Origin of the sequence: Pseudomonas sp. 382 (assembly GCF_002759075.1) — a bacterium.
GTDB classification, from domain to species: Bacteria; Pseudomonadota; Gammaproteobacteria; order Pseudomonadales; family Pseudomonadaceae; genus Aquipseudomonas; species Aquipseudomonas vlassakiae.
In genome coordinates this window covers 15,904-40,303 of sequence record NZ_PEMX01000011.1, presented here as the reverse complement: position 1 = coordinate 40,303, position 24,400 = coordinate 15,904, and the positions used below count along the sequence as shown (strand labels likewise).

At 62.8% G+C, this 24,400-nt stretch carries 23 protein-coding genes; 18 read left to right on the top strand and 5 right to left on the bottom strand.

What is annotated here, in order from left to right; translation table 11 throughout:
• The first annotated feature begins 313 nt into the window (after window positions 1-313).
• From CQW31_RS14635 to CQW31_RS14600, 8 genes are all read left to right on the top strand, one after another.
• Window positions 314-1,237 (top strand): DUF3577 domain-containing protein, encoded by a 924-nt coding sequence (locus CQW31_RS14635; RefSeq protein WP_099814798.1) that lies wholly within the window; start codon window positions 314-316, stop codon window positions 1,235-1,237.
• Window positions 1,238-1,294: 57 nt separating this feature from the next.
• Window positions 1,295-1,984 carry a DUF3275 family protein gene (locus CQW31_RS14630; protein WP_099814797.1) on the top strand — a complete coding sequence of 230 codons (690 nt, stop codon included), beginning with the start codon at window positions 1,295-1,297 and terminating at the stop codon, window positions 1,982-1,984.
• Between the two features lie 93 nt (window positions 1,985-2,077).
• Window positions 2,078-2,404 (top strand): hypothetical protein, encoded by a 327-nt coding sequence (locus tag CQW31_RS14625; RefSeq protein ID WP_099814796.1) that lies wholly within the window; start codon window positions 2,078-2,080, stop codon window positions 2,402-2,404.
• A gap of 102 nt (window positions 2,405-2,506) precedes the next feature.
• Entirely contained in the window at window positions 2,507-2,848 is a 342-nt protein-coding gene (locus CQW31_RS14620) for a hypothetical protein (protein WP_099814795.1), read from the top strand.
• Window positions 2,849-2,952: 104 nt separating this feature from the next.
• Complete coding sequence (locus CQW31_RS14615) at window positions 2,953-3,603, top strand: hypothetical protein (protein ID WP_012112318.1); 651 nt, start codon at window positions 2,953-2,955, stop codon at window positions 3,601-3,603.
• A 25-nt stretch (window positions 3,604-3,628) separates the two neighbouring features.
• A complete protein-coding gene (locus CQW31_RS14610) occupies window positions 3,629-4,777 on the top strand; it encodes a DUF6094 domain-containing protein (protein ID WP_227335317.1) in 1,149 nt (382 codons plus the stop codon).
• A 103-nt stretch (window positions 4,778-4,880) separates the two neighbouring features.
• Window positions 4,881-7,160: a helicase-related protein gene (locus tag CQW31_RS14605; RefSeq protein WP_012112320.1), complete on the top strand. Its 2,280-nt coding sequence runs from the start codon at window positions 4,881-4,883 to the stop codon at window positions 7,158-7,160.
• 140 nt (window positions 7,161-7,300) lie between these two features.
• Window positions 7,301-8,080 (top strand): competence protein CoiA, encoded by a 780-nt coding sequence (locus CQW31_RS14600; RefSeq protein ID WP_012112321.1) that lies wholly within the window; start codon window positions 7,301-7,303, stop codon window positions 8,078-8,080.
• A gap of 68 nt (window positions 8,081-8,148) precedes the next feature.
• Here CQW31_RS14600 and CQW31_RS14595 read toward each other — a convergent pair whose 3' ends face one another.
• A complete protein-coding gene (locus tag CQW31_RS14595; protein ID WP_012112322.1) occupies window positions 8,149-9,963 on the bottom strand; it encodes an ATP-dependent helicase in 1,815 nt (604 codons plus the stop codon).
• Complete coding sequence (locus CQW31_RS14590; protein ID WP_012112323.1) at window positions 9,950-11,734, bottom strand: ATP-dependent endonuclease; 1,785 nt, start codon at window positions 11,732-11,734, stop codon at window positions 9,950-9,952. The genes CQW31_RS14595 and CQW31_RS14590 overlap by 14 nt, the downstream gene beginning before the upstream one ends.
• Window positions 11,735-11,957: 223 nt before the next feature.
• Here CQW31_RS14590 and CQW31_RS14585 point away from each other — a divergent pair, with 223 nt between their 5' ends.
• Genes CQW31_RS14585 through CQW31_RS14555 form a run of 7 tightly spaced genes read left to right on the top strand, consistent with a single transcriptional unit; the run spans window position 11,958 to window position 17,998 of the window.
• Window positions 11,958-12,557, top strand: coding sequence for a PilL N-terminal domain-containing protein (locus CQW31_RS14585; RefSeq protein WP_041536874.1), 600 nt, complete (start codon window positions 11,958-11,960; stop codon window positions 12,555-12,557).
• Window positions 12,554-13,204, top strand: coding sequence for a hypothetical protein (locus CQW31_RS14580; protein ID WP_012112325.1), 651 nt, complete (start codon window positions 12,554-12,556; stop codon window positions 13,202-13,204). Before CQW31_RS14585 ends, CQW31_RS14580 begins: the two co-directional genes overlap by 4 nt.
• Window positions 13,205-13,218: 14 nt before the next feature.
• Window positions 13,219-13,944: a TIGR03759 family integrating conjugative element protein gene (locus CQW31_RS14575; protein ID WP_012112326.1), complete on the top strand. Its 726-nt coding sequence runs from the start codon at window positions 13,219-13,221 to the stop codon at window positions 13,942-13,944.
• Window positions 13,926-14,516 carry a transglycosylase SLT domain-containing protein gene (locus CQW31_RS14570; RefSeq protein WP_012112327.1) on the top strand — a complete coding sequence of 197 codons (591 nt, stop codon included), beginning with the start codon at window positions 13,926-13,928 and terminating at the stop codon, window positions 14,514-14,516. The genes CQW31_RS14575 and CQW31_RS14570 overlap by 19 nt, the downstream gene beginning before the upstream one ends.
• Entirely contained in the window at window positions 14,513-15,061 is a 549-nt protein-coding gene (locus CQW31_RS14565) for an integrating conjugative element protein (protein WP_099814794.1), read from the top strand. Before CQW31_RS14570 ends, CQW31_RS14565 begins: the two co-directional genes overlap by 4 nt.
• Window positions 15,062-15,065: 4 nt before the next feature.
• Window positions 15,066-17,252: a type IV conjugative transfer system coupling protein TraD gene (gene traD, locus CQW31_RS14560; protein WP_011871448.1), complete on the top strand. Its 2,187-nt coding sequence runs from the start codon at window positions 15,066-15,068 to the stop codon at window positions 17,250-17,252.
• Window positions 17,249-17,998, top strand: a complete 750-nt coding sequence (locus CQW31_RS14555; RefSeq protein WP_009876598.1) for a TIGR03747 family integrating conjugative element membrane protein — start codon at window positions 17,249-17,251, stop codon at window positions 17,996-17,998. Before traD ends, CQW31_RS14555 begins: the two co-directional genes overlap by 4 nt.
• A gap of 29 nt (window positions 17,999-18,027) precedes the next feature.
• On the opposite strand, the gene CQW31_RS14550 is transcribed toward CQW31_RS14555, so the two are convergent.
• From CQW31_RS14550 to CQW31_RS14540, 3 genes are all read right to left on the bottom strand, one after another.
• Window positions 18,028-20,652 (bottom strand): ATP-binding protein, encoded by a 2,625-nt coding sequence (locus tag CQW31_RS14550; RefSeq protein ID WP_011871449.1) that lies wholly within the window; start codon window positions 20,650-20,652, stop codon window positions 18,028-18,030.
• Window positions 20,653-20,752: 100 nt separating this feature from the next.
• Window positions 20,753-21,805 (bottom strand): DUF3800 domain-containing protein, encoded by a 1,053-nt coding sequence (locus tag CQW31_RS14545; RefSeq protein ID WP_011871450.1) that lies wholly within the window; start codon window positions 21,803-21,805, stop codon window positions 20,753-20,755.
• Window positions 21,806-21,956: 151 nt separating this feature from the next.
• On the bottom strand, window positions 21,957-22,631 hold the full coding sequence (locus CQW31_RS14540) for a hypothetical protein (RefSeq protein WP_011871451.1): 675 nt from the start codon (window positions 22,629-22,631) through the stop codon (window positions 21,957-21,959).
• Window positions 22,632-22,735: 104 nt separating this feature from the next.
• Here CQW31_RS14540 and CQW31_RS14535 point away from each other — a divergent pair, with 104 nt between their 5' ends.
• From CQW31_RS14535 to CQW31_RS14525, 3 genes are all read left to right on the top strand, one after another.
• Window positions 22,736-23,638 (top strand): bacteriophage abortive infection AbiH family protein, encoded by a 903-nt coding sequence (locus CQW31_RS14535; RefSeq protein ID WP_017514686.1) that lies wholly within the window; start codon window positions 22,736-22,738, stop codon window positions 23,636-23,638.
• Window positions 23,639-23,774: 136 nt separating this feature from the next.
• On the top strand, window positions 23,775-24,155 hold the full coding sequence (locus CQW31_RS14530; RefSeq protein ID WP_009876602.1) for an RAQPRD family integrative conjugative element protein: 381 nt from the start codon (window positions 23,775-23,777) through the stop codon (window positions 24,153-24,155).
• Entirely contained in the window at window positions 24,152-24,385 is a 234-nt protein-coding gene (locus CQW31_RS14525) for a TIGR03758 family integrating conjugative element protein (RefSeq protein WP_009876603.1), read from the top strand. The genes CQW31_RS14530 and CQW31_RS14525 overlap by 4 nt, the downstream gene beginning before the upstream one ends.
• Window positions 24,386-24,400: the final 15 nt, after the last annotated feature.

The following is a 24,400-nucleotide window of genomic DNA, read 5'->3' as shown; positions in this document are numbered from 1 at the left end:
GCGTTGAGCCGGGCTGCGTGGACAAAGGGGAACACCCGGATGCCAATTGATTGCTGCCGCGCGCGCGAGGGCCGGCCATGCTGACCCCATGCCTGCTGACGTTGTCAGCGACATGCCAGGCAACCATCGGTCTTTGAGGTTGCGGCGCAGTTTCCACTGCGTGACCAAGCCAGCTCGCACCGCATCCATCCGCGAGCGGCCACCAGTCCCTGGTGGTGGATGCTTTCGCCTTATCAACCCATCGCGGGGTTACGCACCTTTCCCCGCATGCGTGGGCTCGGTGTGTCTCCGCTTTTCCCAATGGAGATTCACCATGAACACCACTTCGAACGAGAAATCGTATTTCGACCTCCACACCTCGGGCATCGGCTACATCCAGCGTGTCCGTGAAGTGCCCGTCAGGGGCGGCCGCCGTGCGCAGCCCTTCCTGGCATGCACCATTGCCGCGCTGGTCGGCCCCGCCAGGGACCCCAGCTACCGCTACTTCGACGTCAAGGTCTCGGGTGCCGAGGCCAAGAAGCTCGTTCAGCGCTATATCGGCGTTGACGATCCCAAGCAGCGCCCGCTGGTGCGCTTTCGCCTCGGCGACCTTTGGGGCGATGCGTACATCCGTGACAAGGGCGAGAACCAAGGCAAGGCCGCCGCGTCTCTCAAGGCGCGACTGCTCAAGGCCGAGCTGATCGAGCGGGCCGAACTGGCTTCGATCGAGCAGCACGAGCTGATCACCCGTGGCATCGGCTACCTCAACCGTCCGAAGGACATCACCCCCAAGGATGGTGACCCGTTCCTGTCGTGCTCCATCGCCGCGCTCGCCGGACCTGTCGATGAACCGGAATATCGGTACTTCGACACGATCGTCGCCACCCCTGAAGCCGAGCATCTGGTTCGCCGATGCGTGCAGGCCATCGAAGGGGATCGCAAGGTACTGATCGCCTTCCGTCTCAACGACATGAAGATCGATCCGTACATCCGCACCAAGGGCGAGCACGCTGGGGAACCGGCCGCAAGCCTGGAATCGACGCTGGTCCACATCGGTCTGATCAAGATCGATGGCACCCAGGTCTATCCGACGAGCCAGGCACAAGCCGAGGCAGCGCCGGTGGAGGACGCACCCGCGACCGAAGCCGTCATCGACACTGCCGCCGACGCCGTTTCCGACCAATCTGCCGAGCCCGCTGAGCGCGAGTCCGAAGTTGAAGTCGAGGAGCAGGAGCCGGCATTGGCTGCTTCGTTCTGATCCGGCATGGCCCCTCACGGGGCCTTGCCTTTTTCCTATTCGTCAAGGAGAACCATCATGGCAGCCACATCGGCACCTACGAGATCAGTCCTACCCATCGTCGTTCCGGGCCAGCTCACGTTGCGGACCATCCGCGGCAAGAACGGCCCGTTCACGGTTGGTCGTCTTTCCACCCCCATCGGCGAGTTCGCGGTTAAAGACGCGGAGTTGGAGCAGTACCCCGAAGGCAAGTACGACGGGGATTTCGTCATTCGCTACATCTTCGCGAAGTCCTACCCGGTCGCGGGCGGCGCGCGGTTTGAAGTCCGCGCCAACCTCGATGGTATGACGCTCAACGGCATCGACAAACTGAGTCGTGATGAGGCCCGCAGCTTCGCCACCCAGGAAGTCGATCCACTCGATGAAGAGGTGGGGACGCAACCTGCGGAAACGCCGGCCAAGCCCGCCAAGGCCTCCAGACCCGCCAAGCCCGCACCCGTGCAGGCCTCGGCGGACCCGCTGGTCGATACCACGCCCTTCGGTGTGGACGCACCGACGCTCGCTGCGGCGGCTGCTCCCGACGGCACCGAAGGGGGCGACAGCGCTTTGTTCGGCCTGCTCTGGCCACTGGGCGAGTCCGTCAAGCTGGATTCGACCATCGACCGCCGGGCCCTGCGCGCGCAGATCGCCCGCCTGGGTGAACTGGGCTACGCGCTTAACTTCAAGACGCAGGAGTGGAGCCGCCAGGCCGAACTGCAACCTGCGTGATCGCAGACACCGCATGCACGGTGTTCTTCATCCACCCGCCGGGGTTCTTTCCCTATGCGGAGAGGCCCCGGCTTTCTTCTGGAGGTCTCCATCATGTCCACCATCGCTTGCGATACACCCCGTTCTGCACTGGATGAACCCGCGTGGCGGGCTCTCTGCGAGACGGCAGCCGCACAAGCCACCAAGGGTTGCGGACTGTCTCACGACTACTACGTAGAGCGCTTCAGCTCGGCGATCGACGCGCAAGTTGGTCGATTGCCCGAAGAACATCGCGCACAGGCGCTGCAGATCGCACAGGAATGGGACTACGCCACACCGGCCGAAAGGCAGGAAACCCAGGACTGGAACGCCGAAAACGGCTATTGCTCGCACGGAATCGAACTGGGTTATTGCCCGGCCGGTTGCGATTCGGACTATTGAGGTCCGGCACACGTCATCGCCGCTTGCGCGGCTTTTCTCCACCGCTTGGGGCAGCACCTACCTCAGGGGCGGTGCTGTTTCCGATTCACCGAGGACATCACCATGAGTCGGCACTACTTCGACACCATTCACAAGGGCTTTCCCATCACTGTCGTACTGGGCTGGGACCGGCCGGCAAATTACTTCTTCCTATTTATCGAGAAGCCGGCCGAGCTGATCGACGATACCGCGAAGGTCGAGAGCGACGACTTCTTGTACAGCAACCTGCACGAGAGCGACCCGTTCAACCACGACCTGGACTACTACCGAGTGGTCCTGCGCCATTTCCAGATCGACGTGCCCGAAAGCATGTTCACCGAAGTCCAACAGGACTGCGAGGGCAACGTTGGCAACCGGGTCGTCAAGCATCAGGCCGACGGCTCGTTCACCGAACAGACGTTCTGAACGCCCAAGCGGATCGAACACCTGATCCGCATTCCTTCATCCCTAACGGGGCATTCGCTGCCCCTGCGGGCGGTGCTGCCCCTCATTTCATCGAGGACACCACCATGCACGCACACACTTCATCCACCACGCTGTTCCACATCGACGAATGCCCGGACCTGATGGCCGACGCCTGCGTCGGCGACGACCAGGGCAGCCTGATCTTCCTGTCCATCTGGGCGCGCGACACCGCCGTCCAGCAGTTCCTCGCCCGCCTGACCCTCGGGCGCGACGAGCAGGGACTGGACCAGTTCCACATCCTCACCGACCAGGGCGGCAGCGTCCCGGTGTTCATCGGCAACGTCGATCATCTGGAGAAGCGCATCACGCGGGCCTACCGGCGCACGCTGTTCGGCTCCCTCTCCAACGTGTGGCTGTTCGACCGGCGCTGCGTCAAGCCCGACAAGGCCAACGCCAGCGCACTGGCATTGCTGCCACGCGACAGCGCCCACCGGCTTGACCGCCTGTGGACGCTGGTGCGCGACACCTGCCCGTTGCCGCTACTCGACCACTGGCGCGAAACCGTGCTGGAGCTGCTGCAGACCCGCGAGATGCTGGCCCGCCTTCCGTTCGCCCTTGGGCCGTTGGAAGGCCATCGGCTCGCCATCGACGTGCCGGCGCTGACCCTGGCGCTGGGCTCTCTGATCCGCAGTGACGCACTCACCGCCTATCCCTATCCGGCCAAGATTTGGACGCCGAAAGCGGTAGCGGCTTGATCCACCCGCGGAGGCACGCCTTGGCGTGCTTCCGCCATTCCTTCCCGCCAACCAGGAGACTTCCATGGCCCGCATGTTCCCGCGGCTCGCCCGCAATTTCGCCAAGAACGGTTACTACCCGACCGACGAACCCACGCTCGAAAGAGCCCTCAACGCACTGATGCCCAGCGACGGGACGATGTGCATCCTCGATCCCTGCGCCGGCGAAGGCGTGGCTGTCGCCGAAGCCGCCCATGCCCTCGGGCGCGAGCAGACCAAGGCGTTCGCCGTCGAGTTCGACGCGGAGCGGGCACGCCATGCCCGCGGCCTCGTCGATCATTGCCTGCACGCGGACCTGATGGACACAATGGTCTCCAAGCAGTCGTTCGGACTGCTCTGGCTCAACCCGCCGTATGGCGACCTATCCAAGGATGTCAATGGCAACATCGGCTATCAAGGCCAGGGCCGTGCCCGCCTCGAAAAGCTGTTCTACCAACGCACCCTGTCGCTGCTGCAGTACGGCGGCGTGCTGGTCTTCATCGTCCCCGGCTACGTGCTCGACGCGGAGCTGGTCGGCTGGCTGACACGCCACTACACCGATTTGCGGATCTACCGAGCGGTGGAGACGCAGTTCAAGCAGGTGGTGATCTTCGGCCGCAGGGCACGCCAGCGCGAGCAGGCCCTCGATGGCGTCAAGGCCATGCGCAATCTGCTGCTGCAGGTGGGGCTTGGCGAAGTCGAAGCCGAGGAACTGCCGAGCGATTGGCCGTTCCTGCCGTACATCGTCCCCGCCACTCCGGCCGAGCCGGAGCATTTCTTTCGCGTGACGATGGAGCCCGAGCAGTTCGCCGACGAAGTTGGCCGGTTGCAAGGCCTCTGGCCGTCGCTGGACACGCACCTGGGGGCCGCGCAGCAGTCGCTGCGTCCACCGGCGCGTGCTCTTTCCCACTGGCATCTTGCCCTGGCGTTGGCCGCGGGTGCGATCTCCGGCGTGGTGCGCTCCAAGACCGGGCGTGTGCTTGTCGTCAAGGGGGACACCCACAAGGACAAGACGCTCCAGCGGGAATTCACCGAACGCGACGATGGCTCCATCGCCGAGACCCGCATCTTCACCGACAAGTTCGTTCCCGTCATCCGCGCGTGGGACATGACGCCTGGCTCCCCAACTCGGGGCGAGGTGTTGACCATTCGCTGACCTCTTTCCACCGCCGACGGTTCGGCGTTTCTTCTCCCACCACGGGGCATGCCATTGCCCCTGTGGGGGTGGTGCATGCCCCATTTTTCTTCGGAGCATCACTATGTCCCTCGATCTTGAATCTACTGCCGCAGAAGCCACTCCCGTGCAGGGTGAACTGCTCGACGCGGCACCTTCTCCTCTGACCCTGAGCCTTCAGGATTTCGTCGGTGAGTTCGGCGACGAATTGCTGGACTCTCTCAATCGGGCTAACCCGCCGGTCTATACCGGCCAGCCACAGGCGCACCGCCAGCTCATCGTCGCCAGCCTCAAACGCAAGCTGTTTGAGGCCCAGGCCGAAGTCGTCTATGCCGCCGCCGAGCTGCTGGTCGATCGTGGCGAACGCGCCGCGATCGTTAATGGCGAGATGGGGTGCGGCAAGACGACCGTCGGCATCGCCACGGCCGCCGTCCTCAACGCCGAAGGCTACCGCCGCACCCTGGTGCTTTCGCCGCCACACCTGGTTTACAAGTGGCGACGCGAGATCCAGGAGACGGTGACGGGCGCCAAGGTCTGGGTCCTCAATGGTCCGGATACCCTCGTCAAACTTATCAGGCTGCGCGAGCAGTTGGGTGTGCAGCCCACGGGCCAGGAGTTCTATGTCCTGGGGCGCGTCAGGATGCGGATGGGGTTCCATTGGAAGCCTGTCTTCACCCGGCGGCGCACCCGCCACGGAGACGTGGCGGCCTGCCCGGACTGCGGCACTGTCATCACCGACCTTGACGGCGAGCCGGTCAACCCGATCGCACTCGAAGCCGAGGAGTACCGCAGGAAGTGCAGCCATTGCGCCGCGCCCTTGTGGACGCTGATCCGTCCGAGAAGCCTGTCCGGCAGTGACCAGTCCTCGGCTGTCCTCAAAGCCTTGAAGCGCATCCCGACCATCGGGGAAGTCACCGCGCAGAGGCTGATGCAGAAGTTCGGTGATGGCTTCCTGGCCTCGATGCTGGGCGACAACATCCATGAGTTCATCAACCTCATGGATGGCAGCGGCGAGCTGGTGTTTTCCGACCGTCAGGCCACGCGCATGGAACGTGCGATGGCCAACATGGAGTTCGGCTTCGGCGAGGGCGGCTACCAGCCGTCCGAGTTCATCAAGCGCTACCTACCGCAAGGCACGTTCGACCTGCTCATCGCCGACGAGGCACACGAGTACAAGAACGGCGGAAGCGCCCAGGGCCAGGCCATGGGCGTGTTGGCGGCGAAGGCTCGCAAGACCTTGCTGCTGACCGGCACGCTGATGGGCGGCTACGGCGACGACCTGTTCTACCTGCTGTTCCGAGCCCTACCCGGGCGAATGATCGAAGACGGCTACCGCCCGACCACGAGCGGCAGCATGACCTCGGCCTCGATGGCGTTCATGCGCGATCACGGTGTCCTCAAGGACATCTATTCCGAGAGCACTGGCACGGCGCACAAGACCGCGAAAGGCACGAAAGTCAGTGTCAGAACGGTCAAGGCTCCGGGCTTCGGCCCCAAGGGCGTGTTGCGTTGCATCCTGCCGTTCACGATCTTTCTCAAGCTCAAGGACATCGGCGGCAACGTCCTGCCGCCGTATGACGAGGAGTTCCGTGAAGTCGCGATGGACACGGCGCAAGCCGCGGCCTACCGCGATCTGGCGGGTCGGCTCACCGCGGAGCTGAAACAGGCTCTGGCGCGACGCGATACGACCTTGCTGGGCGTGGTCCTCAACGTGCTGCTGGCCTGGCCGGATTGCTGCTTCCGGTCGGAGACCGTGGTGCATCCGCGCACGCGCAACACCTTGGCGTTCGTCCCGGCTCAGTTCTCTGAGTTCGAGCTGACGCCGAAAGAGCGCGAGCTGATCGACGTCTGCAAAGAGGAGAAGGCGCAGGGCCGCAAGGTTCTGGCCTATACGGTCTATACCGGCACGCGCGACACCACGTCGCGCCTGAAGGTGCTGCTGGAGCAGGAAGGCTTCAAAGTGGCGGTACTGCGCGCAAGCGTGGATGCCAGCCGCCGCGAGGACTGGATCGCCGAGCAGTTGGACCGTGGCATCGACGTGCTCATCACCAACCCCGAACTCGTCAAGACGGGATTGGACCTGTTGGAGTTTCCGACGATCGTGTTCATGCAGTCGGGCTACAACGTGTACTCGCTCCAACAGGCGGCACGCCGCTCCTGGCGCATCGGGCAGAAACAGCCTGTGCGCGTGATCTACCTCGGCTACGCCGGCTCCTCGCAGATGACCTGCCTTGAGTTGATGGCCAAGAAGATCATGGTCTCGCAGTCCACCTCGGGCGATGTGCCCGAATCCGGGCTCGATGTCCTGAACCAGGATGGTGATTCCGTCGAGGTTGCACTGGCCCGGCAACTGGTAACCGCCTGATCCTCTGTCTGCCGGCATCCCTTTTGGGGTGCCGGCGGTTTTTCTAGGAAATTGCTGCTCGGAGGATTTGATCGCCGCCCCCGTTTCCAACGCCGGGAAGGCTAAACTGATCGGACAATATCGAAATCTAAGGAGGCACTATGGCTATGGTGATCGAAGCCGCATATGCAGACGGCACTGGTGTAGCCAATGCACTGCGTATGTCTCAGGTGCAGTGGCACGAGTTGCAACGGAATTACCGCGTTGGTGATCTGCAGATGCCTTGCTGCAGCGCTCCAGCGGTCCCCAAGGTCAGTGCTAATGGCTACCCATTCTTCGCACATCTAGGAGGTGCGTGCACTACTTCCGAAGAAAGCCAATGGCATCTGGCGGCCAAGATACTTGTGCGCAGCGTGCTCGAAGACTTGGGTTGCCGCGCTTCGGTTGAAATGCCGGGTTCGGGTGACGCAGGCCGCTGGCAGGCTGACGTTTGGGGTGAGCGCAATGGTGTTAGGTTGGCCGTCGAGATCCAAAGGTCGTATCAGTCGCTCCGCGACTACCGTAAACGCCAAGGGCGGTACAGCGACGAGGGCGTCAAGTCGCTTTGGTTGTTGGGGCAGGAGCGATACAGCACTCTCGCAAAGAGCATGGGCAAGGAGCGCTTGCGCACCGAATTTGGGGGTAAGTTCCCGCCAGGCGGACACTTCGGCCCGTGCCTTCCTGATCTACCCGTCGCGATGCTTGAGCTAGAGCCAGTGCCCACGATCAAAGGTGCCGGATTCTTTACTGCGACCCTTCCAGACCTGCTTGAGGCAGTGCTAAGCAATCGCTTTCTCTGCATTGACGGTCTTTGGTGTATTAATAACCTGGACTCGATGAGTAGCGCCGCCAAACGCTCACACGAGCTCGCCGCAGCCAAGCGCGTGGCGGCAAACACGTAGTTCGGCTGTGGTGCTCCTTGTCATGTGCCGAAGAAACGCCCGGGCTCCTCAGTTCCTATGGCCAGTACTCAAATGCCGGTGGCACGCATTCGAGCCTCTAGCTCATCTAAGAATGGCGAGCGCCCAAGGCGCATCGGGCCATAGCGCCCCTCAACGAACCCCGAATACAACATGTGGACCTCGTCACGCGCACGTGTGAGACCCACGTAGAACAGCCGGCGGCTTTCTCGCAACTTCTCTGGACTCTCGTTGCGCCACGGTAGATTTCCGAGGTCGAGACCGACCATGATGACCACATCGTACTCGCACCCTTTTGCGGAGTGGAGTGTCAGCAGATTTAGATGATCAGGCGAACCGTCCCTACCGCCCAAACTCGTCATGTCCAGCGTAGCCAGTGCGCCGCCTTCGGCGAGCGCTGCCGTCATGCGATCGAGTTGTTCCTTCTGATCGGCAAGCGCCAATTCAGCAGCCAACAGACGGTCAACGATGCCGCTACGCAGCGAAGCGACAAAATCACGCGCAGGTTGCTGGTCGGAGCGTAACGCCCATAGCAAAGCGGTTAGCTCTTGTCCCTCGCGCCTAGCTTGTGCATCGTCCAAGCTCGCTCGATGAAATGCGAGATAGCGGTCGATCAGTCCGCGCAATTGTGGGCGTCCGACACGCCAGCCGCCCGCGCACCACGCCGCACAATCTTCCACCCAGCTCGTCAGGGAAACCTTGCGGTAAGGCGCCGCAGTGTCCACGCGGATGTAATCTAAACCGCCGGCGGTCACAGCTTCGGAGACGATATCGCCTGCGCGGTAGTCTTTGTACAAGATTGCGATATCACCCAGTGTTCGTCCCGGCTTAGAAGCCAATGCTGCCGGAATAATTTGCGCGACAACGTGCGCGGCTTGATCGGCCATACCACCTGGCCGCAGGACGAATTCAATGGTCGCTTGTCGAGCTGGATCGCTCGCTTGATAGCCCCGGACTTCTCCGAGCGCCATCTCCGACGCCGTCACGATCCCTGTGCCAGAGCGATAATTCAGTTGGAGCCTAACAGGCTCGATGTCTCCGCGTGCGGCCAGCTCCATGAGCAACGCGCCGTCAGCGCCCGTGAATCCATAGATCGACTGATCCGCATCACCGACCGCGAAAAGTCGGACACCCCCGTCGAAGGCAAGGCGTTTGACGATGCGATGCAGTGCCACGCCTAAATCCTGGTACTCATCCACCGCGAGCACGGGGAATTTTGCCTGAACCAGAGGTAGTACCCAGTCGTGCTCGGCGATCAAACGCTGGCCGAAGACGACCATGTCATCGTAGTCAATCAGCCCCTCGTCGCGCAGAGCGGCCTCGTAGGCCTCGGCCCACGCAGCGAGCTCCTCCTCGCTACGCCAAGCGACGCTATTTCGATTGAGCACGGAACGGCGATGCCGCCCGAGGTCAATGACCTTGTACGGATGGTTCTGCCCGAAAATTGCGTCTCCAGTTTGCTTCAACAACCGATCACTGACTCGTTGAGTGGCCACCGAAAGCGGGAAGGATATGGGCAGGCCGGCCAAGCGTCCATACGGCATCAAGAGATGACGCAGACAGAACCCATGGACTGTACCAATGAAAAGATTAGGTGCCTGCTGAAGTCCCAAGCTTTCAATTCGGCGAACGAGTTCGCGAGCGCACTCCTGACTGTACGTGATGCACGCAACGCCACGAGGGGACTCGACGTCTTCGGCCAGGATTCGGGCGAGCTTTAGGACGAGCGTCTTGGTCTTACCGCTCCCGGGACCGGCGAGTACCACACAATGTCCTTGAGAGTTGTAAGCTGCCAACTGCCCTGGATTTCCAGCCAACTCGGCAGCCTGAGCCAGGTAGGCTGTACCGACGTTACGCGACGGCATCGCGGATATGCTCCAGCGCAGAGCGAATGTAGGCCGGGCAAACGCCCTCAGACACCGACGGCGCAAGTGCCTGTGCAAATCTCCCCTTGCCAATCCGTTCAATCAACTTCAGCAGCCGGTCTTCATCGACCTGATCCGGATCAGCCACCCACTCTTGTAATGCGTCCCGGGTGACTTGCCTCAGCGGCAACTCCTGCTCGATTACCGCCTTCATCGCCTCGGCCATTCCGGCAGCGAATAGGTCGGATTCCAGCGTGCTCTCGTTGACGAAGTATCCAAACTCCGCGGCGTACTTGAGCACATCATCTATATCCAGGTCATCGTAGCCATATTCTTCATCGACCTCGTTCAAGAGATTAATTAATCGCCTGTGGGCCAGTGGAGGTTTGCCATTGACCGGGTCGCGATCTGTCAAAATTACATGTGGAATATTTAGCCCTTTAGGGCCCAAAAGCTTCACATAAGGAGTGAAGTTCGTCCCCCCGACCGAGCACACAGTGATTCCAAGTATGTCGAAAGGAATCCCGAGGGCCTCGGCGAACGCGGGGATGATGAAGCGCTCAGCGTCCCCTTCAACCAGAATCACTCCCCGGGAAAAGAATATTTCTCCGCGAGTGACGTCGATGTAGCGCTGGAGGTCGTCTTCATCCCTCTGTGTGAAAGGTGCGTTTGCGGTTGAAACCGCGATGGTTTTTCCGTCCGCTGCGTTATGGCGCAGGAGAACGATGGACCTAATCGGTGCAACGCTTGCGATATGCGGTGAGTGAGTAGTGAGAATTGTCGTCAGCGGAGGGGCTTCGTCCTCATCTTCAGCTCTTGTGCCGAGGAAGTAGCGATAGACAAGACGCTGGACATGCGGATGCAGGTGCGCTTCGGGCTCCTCGACGACGAAGAATGTGTGGTCGCGCTCCCCCTCGGAGACGAAGCGGTCGAGTTCGAGGCTCTTCAAGGCCAGGAAGATCAGATTTGCCGTTCCTAGGCTGGCATCGCCGACACCGCGAACACCGTTGTCGATGAGCAGCCGAAGGCTACGCAGCAACGCATCGACTCGCGTAGGTGCAAGTCCGAGCGATACCGGGACGGCATGCTGCCCACCGGCGATGGCGATCAACCGTTCGCTGATTCGTTCCGCTGTCGCGACCACTTCCTCATGACCGGCCAGCTCTCGCTGTGCTTCATCGACCTGATTCTGGATCTCCTCGCGGGCGTCATCATCCAGGGATGCTGCGAGATCCTCAATGAGCGGTCTCAATGGCGAATTACGCCAGCTCGCAAGGTCCTTTTCAGCGTCGCGCAGCGCTACCTGAACATCTATTGGCAACATTCGGCGAAGTGCGCCACCAATGAGCATATCGGGATCGTTACCACCGAAGATTATGTACTCATAGTCTTTCAACGATTCTGGGGCGCGCCCCAGTCCCGCTTTAGGCTGGAAGCGATAGGTGAGTCGGGCCACCATAGGAGGGCCAGGATTAATCACGCAGTCGTTGAGGTGGGCCATCAACCGGGGATCGTTTGTGAAGTCCGTTAGATCCACAGAGACCTCAATGGTCGCACCAACCTTGTCTTCGCCAAGTCCGTCCCAGAAATACTCAAGCCCCAGTTGTCGATCGCGTTCAGACAAACCTGGATCAAGGATCAACTGCAGGCCGCGAATGAAATTGCTCTTGCCAACCTTGTTCTCTCCAACGATGACGATGCTTTCCCCCGTCTCGACATCAACATCCGAGAAATTGGCGAAATTGATCAACCTGACCCGAGAAACCCTCATTTACGTCCCCATCCATTGGTGTTTTAACAAATAGTAGCAGTCATGCGGCCGGCCTCCATCCGCCGACCACGACCGAGCTTTTCCGTTACAGCCCCCCTCGAGGCCGATTTTGTTCGACTAGACCGCTGCCGGTAAATCGGACGCAGCGTGGTCCGCATTGTTTGCTGCTGCTCCCGGCCTAAGCGGCGATGGTGAGGGCTCGATGTTTCAGGACGCCGAGCTTATGTGCCCAACTCCACCTTGGTTTCACCATCCCGAACGCCGCCTGCTGGCGGGAGTCCTCGGCCTGCTCTGGTCGGTGCTGGCTGGCGGTTGCGCGACGACGACTGCGCCACCCGCGCCTGATGTCATCGAGGAAGTCTCGGCCGCACCCGAACCCGAGACGCCCGAGTACATCCCCGTTGTGCGTTACGGTCGCTACACGCTAGTCGAGCTAGCACCCCCGGCTGCACAGCGGGACCTGCTGTTGCAGACCATCGACGTGTCCATGCCCGAAGATGCCCGCGCCACCGTCGGCGATGGGCTGCGGCATGTGCTCAAGCGCAGTGGTTACGGCCTGTGCCAGACGGCGCACGCGGTGACCGAGCTGTATGCCCTGCCGCTGCCGGCGGCGCACCTGCACCTCGGCCCCATGACCTTACGCGATGCGCTGCTCACACTGGCTGGCCCGGCTTGGGAACTGCACGCGGATGATCGCGCACGACAGATTTGCTTCGAACGGCCCGCCGACAGCGCGGCTATCGAACCTGCATCCGAGCCATCCGCCGCCGACGCGGTGCAGACGTTCCCGGTGGAGCCTTCGGTTTCGGGAGGCCAGCTATGAACGCCCCGCGGTCTGCCCGGCGCTCGGCCGCCGCCGTGGTGGTGCAGAGCCTTCTGTGGCTGTGGCTGATCGGCCTCAGCGTCTTCGTAGCTTTGGGCTACCAGACCATGAACGACCAAGCCGACCAGGAGCGGCTCGATTCCCGCCTGCAACGCCTGGAAGCGCAGGCGACGGGCCTGGCCGAGACCATCGAGGCCATCCAGCAGCGTCCGGCCGTCGCAACGGCGGCAGACCTCAAAGACACCCGCCAAGTCCTGGAAGCACGCGCTGCCCAAGTTGAGAAAACGCTGAGCGGCTATGCCGCTGCCGACGACCTCCAGGCGCTGCGCGCGGAGGTCGAGCAGATCAAGGCGCGCCAGACCGCTGCGCCTGTTCCGCGCGCCGCAGCACCCGCCCGGCGGCGCACATCGGGCAAGGCCGTTGCCAAGCCCGAACCGCCGTCGCTGCCGTTCCGTGTCGTCGGCGCCGAATTGCGCGCTGGCCAGCGCAGCGTGTCCGTCGCGCCGAGCAGCGCGGACTCCACGCCCGACCAGCTTCAGGTGCTGCTGCCAGGTGATGCGCTCGGCCCGTGGCGCTTGCGGGCTGTCGAGGGCAACACCGCCGTGTTCCTGGCCGGCGATCGGACCCGTCGCGTGGCGATTCCCTGACCGGAGCACACGACATGCAGCCGTCGATCATCCTTTTCGCGCTCCTGCTGGCATCCGCCCAGTTGCCCGCCTGGGCGCAGCAGCCGGCCACCGCCCCGGCCCGCAATGCGCAGAGCCAGGAGCGTCCGCTGGTCGCCCGAACCCCAGATGACAAGGTAGCAAGCGACTGGGGCCTGCAACCGCAGGAATGGACGCGCTATCGCGAGTTGATGGACGGGCCGCTAGGCATCTACTCGCCCAACCTGGACCCGCTGTCCGCCTTGGGTATTGAGGCCCGCACCGACGAGGAACGGCGGCGCTACGCAGAACTGCAGGTGCAAATCGAAGCGCGCCGCGTCGAGAAGCTGCTTGCCTATCAACGTGCCTACGACGAAGCCTGGCAGCGCTTAAACCCCGGCATGCAACGGGTGAACCTGCCTGACGATAAGCCCAGCGCCGGCGCAGTGCGCGGCAGCGGCCGCATGGCGGTGTTCGTCAAGGACGGCTGCGCGGCCTGCGGACAGCTCGTGCAGCGCCTGCAATCCTCGGGTACCGAGTTCGACCTGTACATGGTCGGCAGCCGCCAGGACGATGCACGCATCCGTGATTGGGCCAAGCGCGCGCAAATCGATCCGGCCCGCGTGCGCAGCGGCAGCATCACGCTCAACCACGACGGCGGCCGCTGGCTGTCGCTGGGCCTGCCCGGCGACTTACCAGCGGTCGTACGCGAGGTGAACGGCCAATGGCAGCGCCAACCCTGACGGCGCCGCTGCGCGCACTGGTGGTCGCTGCTGGCCTGTACGTCAGCACCGTCTATGCCCAGGAGGTTCCGCCGCCGGCCTACCAGCTTGCCGCCCAGCGCGCGGGCATCCCTTCGACGGTGCTCTACGCCGTGGCCCTGCAAGAGAGCGGTATCCGACGCAACGGGCGCATCGTCCCGTGGCCTTGGTCCCTCAACGTCGCCGGCCAGTCGCGCCGCTACACGACCCGAGCCGACGCCTGCGCGGGTTTGCAGCGGGCGATGCGCTCGACGCCTCATACGCGCATCGACGCGGGCCTTGGGCAGATCAACCTCGGCTACCACCAGCAGCGCTACAGCACCGCGTGCGACCTGCTTGACCCGTACCGCAACCTCGCCATCGCCGCCGAGATTCTGAAAGAACAGCACACCCCCGGTGAGGACTGGCTGGTGGCGGTCGGCCGTTACCACCGCCCCGCGGGTGGTGAGCCGGCCGCCCGCTACCGGCGCAGCGTATCCCGCCACCTCGCCCGCGTGCAGGGTGCGCGCTCAACCACTGCGGCGTCCGCCGCGCGCCAGGAGACCTCCCCATGACGAAATCCCATCTGGCCCATCTCACGTTCAAGGGCCTGCTCATGCTGCTGACGATCCTGCCGCTGGCCTCGCGTGCCGGCGTGCCGCTGATCGTGGTCGAGGACCGTGGCGGTGCATCGGCGCTGCCGTACTACGAAGCACTCAACCTCCAGCCGCGGGACAACGGTGCAGCGCGGTCGCCCATCCCGATGCCGCAGGTTCCCGCGACACCCGCGGATGAGGCTGCGATGCTGCCGGTGCGCAGCGCCAAGCTCACGCCCGGCACCGTCGCGCGACGGGTGATCGAGGCACCGGGCCTGCGGCCGTTCGTGGTCATTGGCGACGACAAGGCTTCCCGGGACTGGCTGCAGCGCCATGCGGGCTCCTTGCACGAGCGCGGCGCGGTCGGCCTGGTGGTCAATGTCGAGACCGCGCAGGGCCTGGCAGGGCTGCGTGCCCTGGTGCCCGGCGTGCCACTGGCACCCGTGGCGGGCGATGACCTGGCTGAGCGTCTGGGCTTGAGGCACTACCCGGCGCTGATCACGGCCACCGGCATCGAGCAATGAAGCCATGTCGGGCAAACAGCCGGTTGAGGTTCTGCTTCGCCCTGCGGTGGAGCTATATACCGTCGCAGCGTGTGCAGGTGCCGCGTTTCTGTCCCTGGTGGCCCCGTGGTCGCTCGCGCTGAGCCCCGCCATGGGTGTCGGCAGCGCGCTGGCGTTCGGAGCCTATGGCGCGATCCGCTACCGCGATGCCCGCGTCATCCTGTGCTACCGGCGCAACATCCGTCGCCTGCCGCGCTACGTGATGACCAGCAAGGACGTGCCGGTCAGCCAGCAACGTCTGTTTGTGGGACGCGGCTTTCTGTGGGAGCAGAAACACACCCATAGGCTCATGCAGACGTACCGGCCAGAGTTTCGGCGCTACGTCGAGCCGACGCCGGCCTATCGGCTGGCCCGGCGCCTGGAGGAACGGCTGGAGTTCGCGCCGTTCCCGCTGTCCCGGCTATCGAAACTCACCGGCTGGGACGTGCCTTTCAATCCGGTGCGGCCGCTGCCGCCAGTGGGCGGCCTGCCGCGCCTGCACGGCATCGAACCCGACGAGGTGGACGTCAGCCTGCCGCTGGGTGAGCGCGTGGGCCACTCCTTGGTTTTGGGAACGACAAGGGTGGGCAAAACACGTTTGGCCGAACTCTTCGTCACTCAAGACATCCGCCGGAGGAACGCCGCGGGCGAACACGAGGTCGTGATCGTCATCGACCCCAAAGGAGATGCCGATCTCCTGAAGCGGATGTATGTCGAGGCCAAGCGCGCGGGCCGCGAAGGCGAGTTCTATGTCTTCCATTTGGGGTGGCCGGACATTTCGGCACGCTACAACGCCGTAGGCCGATTCGGTCGCATCTCGGAAGTCGCCACCCGCATCGCGGGGCAGCTCTCCGGCGAAGGCAACAGCGCAGCCTTCAGGGAATTCGCGTGGCGCTTCGTCAACATCATTGCCCGCGCCTTGGTGGAACTGGGGCAGCGCCCGGACTACATGCTGATCCAGCGGCACGTCATCAACATCGACGCGCTGTTCATCGAGTACGCCCAGCACTACTTCGCCAAGACCGAGCCCAAAGCCTGGGAGGTGATCGTCCAGATCGAGGCCAAGCTCAACGAGAAGAACATCCCGCGCAACATGATTGGGCGCGAGAAGCGCGTGGTGGCGCTGGAGCAGTACCTATCCCAGGCCCGTAACTACGACCCGGTGCTCGACGGCCTGCGCTCGGCGGTTCGCTACGACAAGACGTATTTCGACAAGATCGTCGCGTCTTTGCTGCCGCTGCTGGAGAAGCTCACCAGCGGGAAGATTTCCCAGCTTCTGGCGCCGAACTATTCCGACCTGGCCGACCCCCGCCCGATCTTCGATTGGATGCAGGTCATCCGAAAGCGCGCAGTCGTCTATGTGGGCCTGGACGCGCTATCCGATGCCGAGGTCGCCGCAGCGGTCGGCAACTCGATGTTCAGCGATCTCGTTTCGGTGGCAGGCCATATCTACAAGCACGGGATCGATGACGGCCTGCCGGGCGCATCGGCTGGCACGCGCGTGCCGATCAACGTCCACGCGGATGAATTCAATGAACTGATGGGTGACGAGTTCGTGCCGCTGATCAACAAAGGCGGCGGCGCCGGTCTGCAGGTCACCGCGTACACGCAGACGCTTTCGGACATCGAGGCCCGTATCGGGAACCGCGCCAAAGCGGGTCAAGTGATTGGCAATTTCAACAATCTGTTCATGCTGAGGGTCAGGGAGACGGCCACCGCCGAACTGCTGACCCGGCAATTGCCGAAGGTCGAGGTCTATACGACCACCATCGTCTCCGGCGCGACCGACAGCTCGGACATCCGCGGCGCGACGGACTTCACCAGCAACACGCAGGACCGCATCAGCATGTCCAGCGTGCCGATGATCGAGCCGTCGCACGTCGTCGCCTTACCCAAGGGCCAATGTTTCGCATTGTTGCAGGGCGGCCAGCTTTGGAAGGTTCGCATGCCGCTGCCGGCACCGGACCCCGATGAGGTCATGCCGCAGGATCTGCAACAACTGGCGGGCTACATGCGCCAGAGCTACAGCGAGGCCACGCAGTGGTGGGAGTTCACCAGTTCCCCGGCGTTGCAGGACGGGGCCTTGCCCGACGACCTGTTGGATGATGCCGCTGCGGCCGAACCTGGCCCGGTGGCCACCGACGACAGCGCCGGCAATGAGGCCTCGCCATGAAGGATGCCGCCTCGACCGCGCAGCGGGAGCAGAACCAGCGCCAAGGCCTGATCGTCGGCACCATCACCTTGCCGTTCCGGCTGCTGGGGGTGCTGATCGGCTCGCTGCTGTTCTCCATTGTCGTGGAGTGCGTCGGCATGCACCTGTTCTGGAAGGACGAGGGCTGGCGACACTCCCAGCAGATGTTGCAGTACGAGTTGGGGCACCTGTCCAACCACTTCACGCGCAGCGTGGTCGTGCAGGAACCGGGGCGCACGGCGCACGAGCTGGTGGATACCGGATACGAATGGGTGTTCGTGCGCTCGGGCTTGCTGGAGCGCATGAGCCAGACCGCCGAGCGCGCCCGTGCACCCAGCCACGGGCAGACACGCAACTTTCGCTACTACATCAGCCAGGCCTATGTCTGGACCGAGAGCTACCTGATCGCCGCAGCCTTCACGACGCTGACCTTCCTTGTGCGCCTGCTGGTCCTGGTGCTCACGTTGCCGCTGATCCTCACCGCGGCATTCGTCGGCCTGATCGACGGCCTAGTGCGGAGGGACGTGCGCCGGTTCGGCGCGGGCCGCGAATCGGGCTTCATCTACCACCGCGCGAAAGCAAGCCTGATGCCGCTGGCCGTTCTGCCCTGGGTCACGTACCTGGCCTTGCCGATCTCGGTGCATCCACTGCTGATTCTGCTGCCGAGCGCCGCCTTGCTGGGGCTGGCCGTGAGCCTGACCGCGGGCAGCTTCAAGAAATACCTTTAGGCGAATGCTGTCCCGCGTGGCTGTAGTGCTCATCGGTTCTGCAGAACATCTAACGCAGCGTCCAACGCCGTAATCGATTCGACAATGACTCTCACTAAGGAGCGGTCGAACTCGTGGTCTCGCTGGGAATCGTGGACACCGCTGTTGAGACACCCCCATTCAATGCTTCCTGCACCAACACCAAGCAGCCGGGTCAAAGCGACAACGACGTCTGGCGCGCCAGCATGCTGCGCGGAGATGCGATCGACGGCTGATCTCAACTTTGCGCATTTGTTGTTCAATTCCCAGGGGGAGCGTGGCCCGCCTAGCTTGAGTTCGATGCGCCCATCTGCTCGCCGGCCCAGCCAAGTCCAGAGACGGTCAGTCAGACTCTCCAGCGCGGGCCGCGCCTGGCGCAGCGCCTCACGCTTCTCATCGGCTGCCAACGCCTGCTGGGCCAACAGGACGTAGTTCTTCGTCGGTGGATCGCTGTCAACGCGCAGCTCATGCTCGCCCTGGTGCGGGAGGAACTTGTAGCGCTTGATGGACCCGGCCCGCCGGGCGCCCAATTCCTGCTGGATCCGGTGCAGAAACTCCTCGGCGTGTGAGGTGAGGATGACCTGCTTGCCGACGAGCAAGCCATCCTCGAAGAAGGTACGCCAGATTCCGTCACGATGGTCATCGTCGATCGCGTTGACGACGTCATCGAAAATGACCACGGGGCACCCCTGCGCGATGTTCTTCGCCAGCAGAATCGCCAGACCCAGGCACTTGATATGCCCTTCGCTGAAGACCACCAGCGCGTCATAGCGCACGCCAGGCTCACCGGTGAACTCTACTTCGATCTTGCCGTTTTCGGCGACAGGCAGCCACAACGCGTGCAAGAGGTCGCCAGGCGGATCAGCACGATTGAATGCGTTGTACAGATTGCGTGCCTGTTCTCCGAGGCCCTGGAGCAGCACGCCCGGCAATGCGGCCAAGTAGGCTTGGATTTCGGGCAAGAAGCCGTCGTAGGCGGCCTTGACCCGCAGGTGGTGCGCGACTACCGGCACTTCGGTTGCGACCGACTCGATCAACTCACGGTTCGCCTCGTCAAATTGGGCCACGGTCTGGCGGGCAGCGGCCATTTCTTGGTCGGCTGTCATGCGTATGGTCCGCAGCCGTTCGATCTCCAGCCGGTGCTGGTCCAGTGCGTCCCGCTCCCGGGCCAGCGCCCCGCGCAGGGCATGCGCTTCGCGGGCTTGCGCGTCGGCGCGCTCGATGATTTCCGTGACCTGCAGCAGAGCGTTCCAGGCACGCCGGTCGCCATCGACCCATGCGCCAAGCCAGGCGCCTGTCGAGGTAGGCGGCAATGGAGGCAGGCCTGCTGCCTGCAACTGTGCAGGACAAGCGTTTGCGCCAACCGCGACTACCCGACGCATCTCGTCCCACAGCGCCCGCACCGCCTCGCTCAACTGCGTCCGTAGGCCGGCTTCCTGCTGCTGGAGGGTGGCCAACTGCGCGAGCTGCTCCAGGCCCGTGCGGGCCTTGGCGAAAGGATCCTGTGCGACAGCAGCCAATCCGGTTCCGCATGCGGGACAGGTGGTCGCCCCGTCAGTCAAGGCCAGCACAGCCTCGTAGAGCTTAGCGTACGACACTTCCCCAGCACGCGCCGAAAGCTGTCCGGTGGCCGCCTGCCACAGGCCTTGAAGGTGATAAGCCTCATCCAGCAGCGTCTGCAGCCGCGCTTGGCTCACCTCATGAACGGCAGGTGGGACGGCAACCAGTTGCGCCTGGACGTACGGCAGCCGCCCTTGCTGCTCCGGTGTGCCGAGCAGCCAGTCAACGCAAGCCTGGTACGTCGCGCCGGGCGACATTCGTTGCGCCAGCGCTTGCTCGGAGTTCTCCACCGCCGCGATCTTTTGCGGATAAGCAGCGATCGTCTGTTCAGAGTTCGCCAACTGCAAGCGCCGCTGCGCGAGTTGAGTAGCCTGGGCGCCGACGAGCATCAGGTCTTGGTCGAGCGCGGGATTGAAGCCGCGCACGAAGTCGCTGAACTGATCCACGCCAAACAAGGTAGCGATGAGCTGCCGCTGATCGCCCGGAGTACGCGCCGCGATGCGGGCGAAGTCATCGAGGCGGTTCTTTTCGATGAAGCAGAAGCGGTACTCCGCTTCGTTGGGCTGCACAGCCTGGGCCTGGTCTGGTGCTCCGGAAGACAGGACGGGCGCGACATGGCGACGCAACCGGGCATTGTTGCAGTATGTCCGTTGGTCGACCCGCTTGACTTGGGCCTCGCTGATGGAGCCGAGCATCGCCACTTCCAGCGCCTCGCAGAAGCTGCTCTTGCCGGTACCGTTGGCGCCATAGACCAAAGTGATGTCGTGGCTGAGGTCGAATGTCTCTTGCCGCATGAATCCGCGAAACGGTCCCACCTCAAGCTGGCGCAGGCGCCCCAGCGCCGGCCCGACTTCGGGTCCGTGGCCATCTCCCTGGTACGCGACCGGCATCTGCGCCAAATGGGCGACGGCCAGTGGCGCCATGCGGGTGGAGCGTCCACGGCGCGCTGCACCAACTTCAGCCAGAGGTTGCAGGTGATCAAGCACCAGATGCGCGAGCCGGCACACGTCGTCATGCACCTGGCGTTGCGCCAAGTGCGCCAAGAAGCGGTGGTACTCCGAATGAATGCTTGCCATGCAGCCCCCTCTACACAGGAAGACGCTTCGATGGCGTCCTTGATGATGTTGATCGGTCGCCAGCGCAGTAGGCACAGGCGGGTCATGCTTCCATTCGCTATTACGGTTTGTGGAAGTTCTCAGCAAAATAGTCGATGACCTGCCCCGCTTGGGATCCCTGACGGAAACGCTTTTGCTCCTCGAAGTCGATCGAGGGCAGCATATGGATCAGTTGATGATCGGCGTACAGCGCCATGACCTTCTCGGCATCCAGTACCCCGGCGCGTTGTCCGGTAAGCGTATTCGCCGCTTCGATGGCCGCGCCGATCATCACGTCCGCCACTTGCACTGCAGGACTGTGCTTTGAATCGATCTGAGTCACGGACTGAAGCTTGAGCGGAAAGGTGATGCTGGCGATCTCCGATTGACGAAACGTGATCGGTTTCTCATGGCGGATGTACCGCTGCAGCAGGTCGTGATAAGTGAGCAGGTTCTTGGACTGATCGTGCTCGACCCGATACGGGCCGTCAGCCATGATTTCCATCCGACTGACCAGGGACTGCAGCACCACGAAAGCAGCATCGGTGTTGACGCCCGGCGTGACGATCGCCTTCAGGCATTCAGGGGCAGCGAACTGCGCAAGCGGGCCAAGCGCTTCCGGCAGTTCCCACCAGCGCGATGCGCACGCCGCATCGATCAGGTTCCCAAGCGCCTCCGAGCTCTTTTCCTTCACCGCGCGCTGGAAGCTGACCAACAGCCGGTCGAGCGCGCCTTTGCCGAGGAGCGTCGGTCCAACCGTATACAGCAGCGACGCAAGCGAGTAGTTCTGCCCGTCTTCGTAGAAGTCCATGCCGCGCTCGTAGTAGAACGGCTCGACCGCGTAGTCCAGGAACATCAGCAGCAACAGGTAGCGCTTGTCGCAGACGTAGGTCACGCACTTGTGGTCGGTTAGCAAGTCGCGCTGCAGCGCCATCAGACGGGGGTGATTGGCTGGGCGCCGAGCCAACGCCCGGTACTTGAGTTCGTCCGCCTGAAGCTTGGGAAAGTGCTCCCGGATCAGGCGCCCGGCCTCGTCATCCTCAATGGCGATGGCCGTCGCTCCTTGGAACCGCTGCTCAGGGTTCATCAGGTCAAAGCCGGTATAACCACTTTCATCGATCCGGAAGCATTCCATTCAACTCTTCCCCTGGACAATGGACACTCCGATCCTGTCGGCCAATTCGAGCACGGCATCGTAGGCACCGACGTCGTTGTGCGAAGGCTCAGACGCGGCCGAGGATGGTTCACTAGGTGGCTCGCCATCGGCGGGCAGATTGGCGCATCGCTTAGTCATGGGTCATTTCAAGAATTTCATCCACAGCGGCCGCAATGACACGGTCCGGTGCCGAAGCGAGTAGATCCTGGGGACGATTTCCACCCAGGAAGCTGTTTTCGGAGCGGAACCAATAAGCCATGCCCCAGCCGTCTTTGTGTCCTTCGAAGGTTTCAATCACTTTGGCCAGCGATTTCAGTGGACGGAAACCAGCGTCACGATCCAGCCCGTAGTCCGGAAAGTAATCGATGCCACCGTGGTTGATAGCGAAGATTTGGCGTTGCTTCTTCCACTTATTGGGCTGAGCGCTCGGGTTCCGGGTGCTCAGTTCCGCGAGTTGTGCGATGTTCGCGGCGGTCAACCAGTCTCCACTTTCCAACACCGCCTTACGCGCCTGCACCAGCAGGCTCGCTTCCTTGAGCAGCCGGGGCGACAGCGGATTGCGCGGCACGAGCATTTCTGCCAGCCGTTCGAGCGATTCGCGGTCCTGACGTTCAAGCAGCACCTCGAACATGGATGAAGCGACGTTGGTGAAGTTTTCCGCCAATGCCGCGAAAACACTGGGCTTGATGTGGTCGAACGCCACCACCAGCACGTGGTCAGCCTGCGACCGAGCGAGTTGAGCCTGAATCTCTTTGGGCGTACCCACAAGGGTCGACACGCCGAGACGGTCTGCAACGACGCTCATGACTGACTCCTCAAATGGGTTATTTACGCTATTTGATATTACTATATCGACCATAACCTTCAATGCCCAGACACTTCGGATTCTTGGGACCTAAGGAGCACACCGTGCACCCCACCACGCTTTATGTAGTCGGCAATGGATTCGACCTGTGGCACGGCATTCCATCGGGCCTCGGACAGTTCAAGGAGTATGTCCTGGCCACAGACCGGGACATTCATCGCGAGGTCGAGGACTACCTTCCAGCCGGAGACGACTGGTGCGACTTGGAATTAGCCCTGGCTGAACTGGATGCCGATATGCTGGTCGACAACTTGGGGCACTTCATGGGGGCCTATGGTGCCGAGGACTGGAGTGATTCAGGGCACCACGACTTTCAGTACGAGGTGGGGAACGTCGTCGAGCGACTGTCCAAGGGGCTTCGGACGCGCTTTGCCGAATGGATCCGAGACTTGCCCATCCCGACACACGACACCGCCCCGCGACGGCTTGCGACGCTGGATCCACAGGCGCTGTTCCTGACCTTCAACTACACGAGCACGTTGGACACTCTCTATGGCATCGATCTGGCACGTGTTCTGCACATCCACGGCCGATCCGATGCGGCAGACGATGAGTTGGTCTTGGGCCACGCCTGGAATCCCCAATCCCGCCCCTCGCTCAACGACCGTCCGGATATCGAGGAGATCGATACCCGGGTGGCTGAAGCCAACGACATCATCGACGACTACTTCTCAGCCACCTTCAAGCGTTCCGAGGAACTGATCGCCCAGCATAGGACGTTTTTTCAGGCGTTGGGAGCCATCCAGAAGGTCGTCGTGCTTGGCCACTCTCTGTCCCCCGTGGATGCGATCTACTTCCAGGCGCTCCTTCAGCAGCCCAGCGTTGCCGCGGCGCGATGGACAGTCGCATGCCGCAGCAAACAAGAGTGGCCTGATAAGGAACAACGGCTCGTCGCCCTGGGTTTGTGGCCGGGTGCTGGACAGCCATCTTCTTGGGACGCACTGTAGAACAAAGCGTCGTTCGCTCCTGTATTTGCGGATCGCTGCGCACCTAATCCGGTCGGCCCCAGTTCCTATTGTTTGTGGCCTAAAGCAGCCCTGATCTCCACGATCAAGCCATTGCTGATTTCACAGGAATGGCGCGATGTTGGCTCCGATCTGGCTGCGCGCCGCGCATCGCGGCGTGCCCACTTTTCTCGTGACGGCCCTCCTGCTGGGCCAGTCCCCGATGGCGTTGGCCGAGCCCCCCACGCAGCGCCAGGAACTGGTCGCGGCGCTGCGCCAGCTCGACGCGCTGGAGCGCACCGTCGCCGACAGCGCCGCGCATGCCCCCATCCAGCCGGGAGAGCGCTACCACTTCGATTACCCGCGGCTGCTGGCTGACCTAGCGCGCGTGCGCGCCGGTATCCAGGCCCACCTCTCACCTTCGCGTGCCCAGCCGCGCGACCCCTCCGAACTGGCCGGCGACTACCGCACTGAGCGGGCCGTCGAGCCATCGCCGACGACCGCGGAGGTCAAGCCATGAACGGCGCCCAGGTCTCGGCATTTCAAGCCAACAGCGGCATCGCGCCTTCCGCGATGGCGACCGTCTTGGTCGGCGTCGTGTTCGCGGTCCTGCTCGTCTGGGGCGTCTGGGCCATCCGAACGGCCTACGTGGGGTGGTCCGAGAGCCACCTCAACCAGCGCCAGTTCCTCGGCGTCTGCATCCGCTTCGTCGCGATGTACCTCGTCCTGAGTTTCTTCCTCCTCTCCTGACCTGAAAGGCCTGAC

Bases quoted from the DNA above. Each gene is read 5' to 3' on its own strand.
- CQW31_RS14635 (WP_099814798.1), top strand. From the start codon at position 314: ATGAACACCACTTCGAACGAGAAATCGTATTTCGACCTCCACACCTCG.
- CQW31_RS14545 (WP_011871450.1), bottom strand. From the start codon at position 21,805: ATGGAATGCTTCCGGATCGATGAAAGTGGTTATACCGGCTTTGACCTG.
- CQW31_RS14630 (WP_099814797.1), top strand. From the start codon at position 1,295: ATGGCAGCCACATCGGCACCTACGAGATCAGTCCTACCCATCGTCGTT.
- CQW31_RS14555 (WP_009876598.1), top strand. From the start codon at position 17,249: ATGAAGGATGCCGCCTCGACCGCGCAGCGGGAGCAGAACCAGCGCCAA.
- CQW31_RS14605 (WP_012112320.1), top strand. From the start codon at position 4,881: ATGTCCCTCGATCTTGAATCTACTGCCGCAGAAGCCACTCCCGTGCAG.
- traD (WP_011871448.1), top strand. From the start codon at position 15,066: ATGTCGGGCAAACAGCCGGTTGAGGTTCTGCTTCGCCCTGCGGTGGAG.
- CQW31_RS14575 (WP_012112326.1), top strand. From the start codon at position 13,219: ATGCAGCCGTCGATCATCCTTTTCGCGCTCCTGCTGGCATCCGCCCAG.
- CQW31_RS14525 (WP_009876603.1), top strand. From the start codon at position 24,152: ATGAACGGCGCCCAGGTCTCGGCATTTCAAGCCAACAGCGGCATCGCG.
- CQW31_RS14580 (WP_012112325.1), top strand. From the start codon at position 12,554: ATGAACGCCCCGCGGTCTGCCCGGCGCTCGGCCGCCGCCGTGGTGGTG.
- CQW31_RS14590 (WP_012112323.1), bottom strand. From the start codon at position 11,734: ATGAGGGTTTCTCGGGTCAGGTTGATCAATTTCGCCAATTTCTCGGAT.
- CQW31_RS14540 (WP_011871451.1), bottom strand. From the start codon at position 22,631: ATGAGCGTCGTTGCAGACCGTCTCGGCGTGTCGACCCTTGTGGGTACG.
- CQW31_RS14565 (WP_099814794.1), top strand. From the start codon at position 14,513: ATGACGAAATCCCATCTGGCCCATCTCACGTTCAAGGGCCTGCTCATG.
- CQW31_RS14570 (WP_012112327.1), top strand. From the start codon at position 13,926: ATGGCAGCGCCAACCCTGACGGCGCCGCTGCGCGCACTGGTGGTCGCT.
- CQW31_RS14600 (WP_012112321.1), top strand. From the start codon at position 7,301: ATGGCTATGGTGATCGAAGCCGCATATGCAGACGGCACTGGTGTAGCC.
- CQW31_RS14615 (WP_012112318.1), top strand. From the start codon at position 2,953: ATGCACGCACACACTTCATCCACCACGCTGTTCCACATCGACGAATGC.
- CQW31_RS14620 (WP_099814795.1), top strand. From the start codon at position 2,507: ATGAGTCGGCACTACTTCGACACCATTCACAAGGGCTTTCCCATCACT.
- CQW31_RS14625 (WP_099814796.1), top strand. From the start codon at position 2,078: ATGTCCACCATCGCTTGCGATACACCCCGTTCTGCACTGGATGAACCC.
- CQW31_RS14550 (WP_011871449.1), bottom strand. From the start codon at position 20,652: ATGGCAAGCATTCATTCGGAGTACCACCGCTTCTTGGCGCACTTGGCG.
- CQW31_RS14585 (WP_041536874.1), top strand. From the start codon at position 11,958: ATGTGCCCAACTCCACCTTGGTTTCACCATCCCGAACGCCGCCTGCTG.
- CQW31_RS14530 (WP_009876602.1), top strand. From the start codon at position 23,775: ATGTTGGCTCCGATCTGGCTGCGCGCCGCGCATCGCGGCGTGCCCACT.
- CQW31_RS14595 (WP_012112322.1), bottom strand. From the start codon at position 9,963: ATGCCGTCGCGTAACGTCGGTACAGCCTACCTGGCTCAGGCTGCCGAG.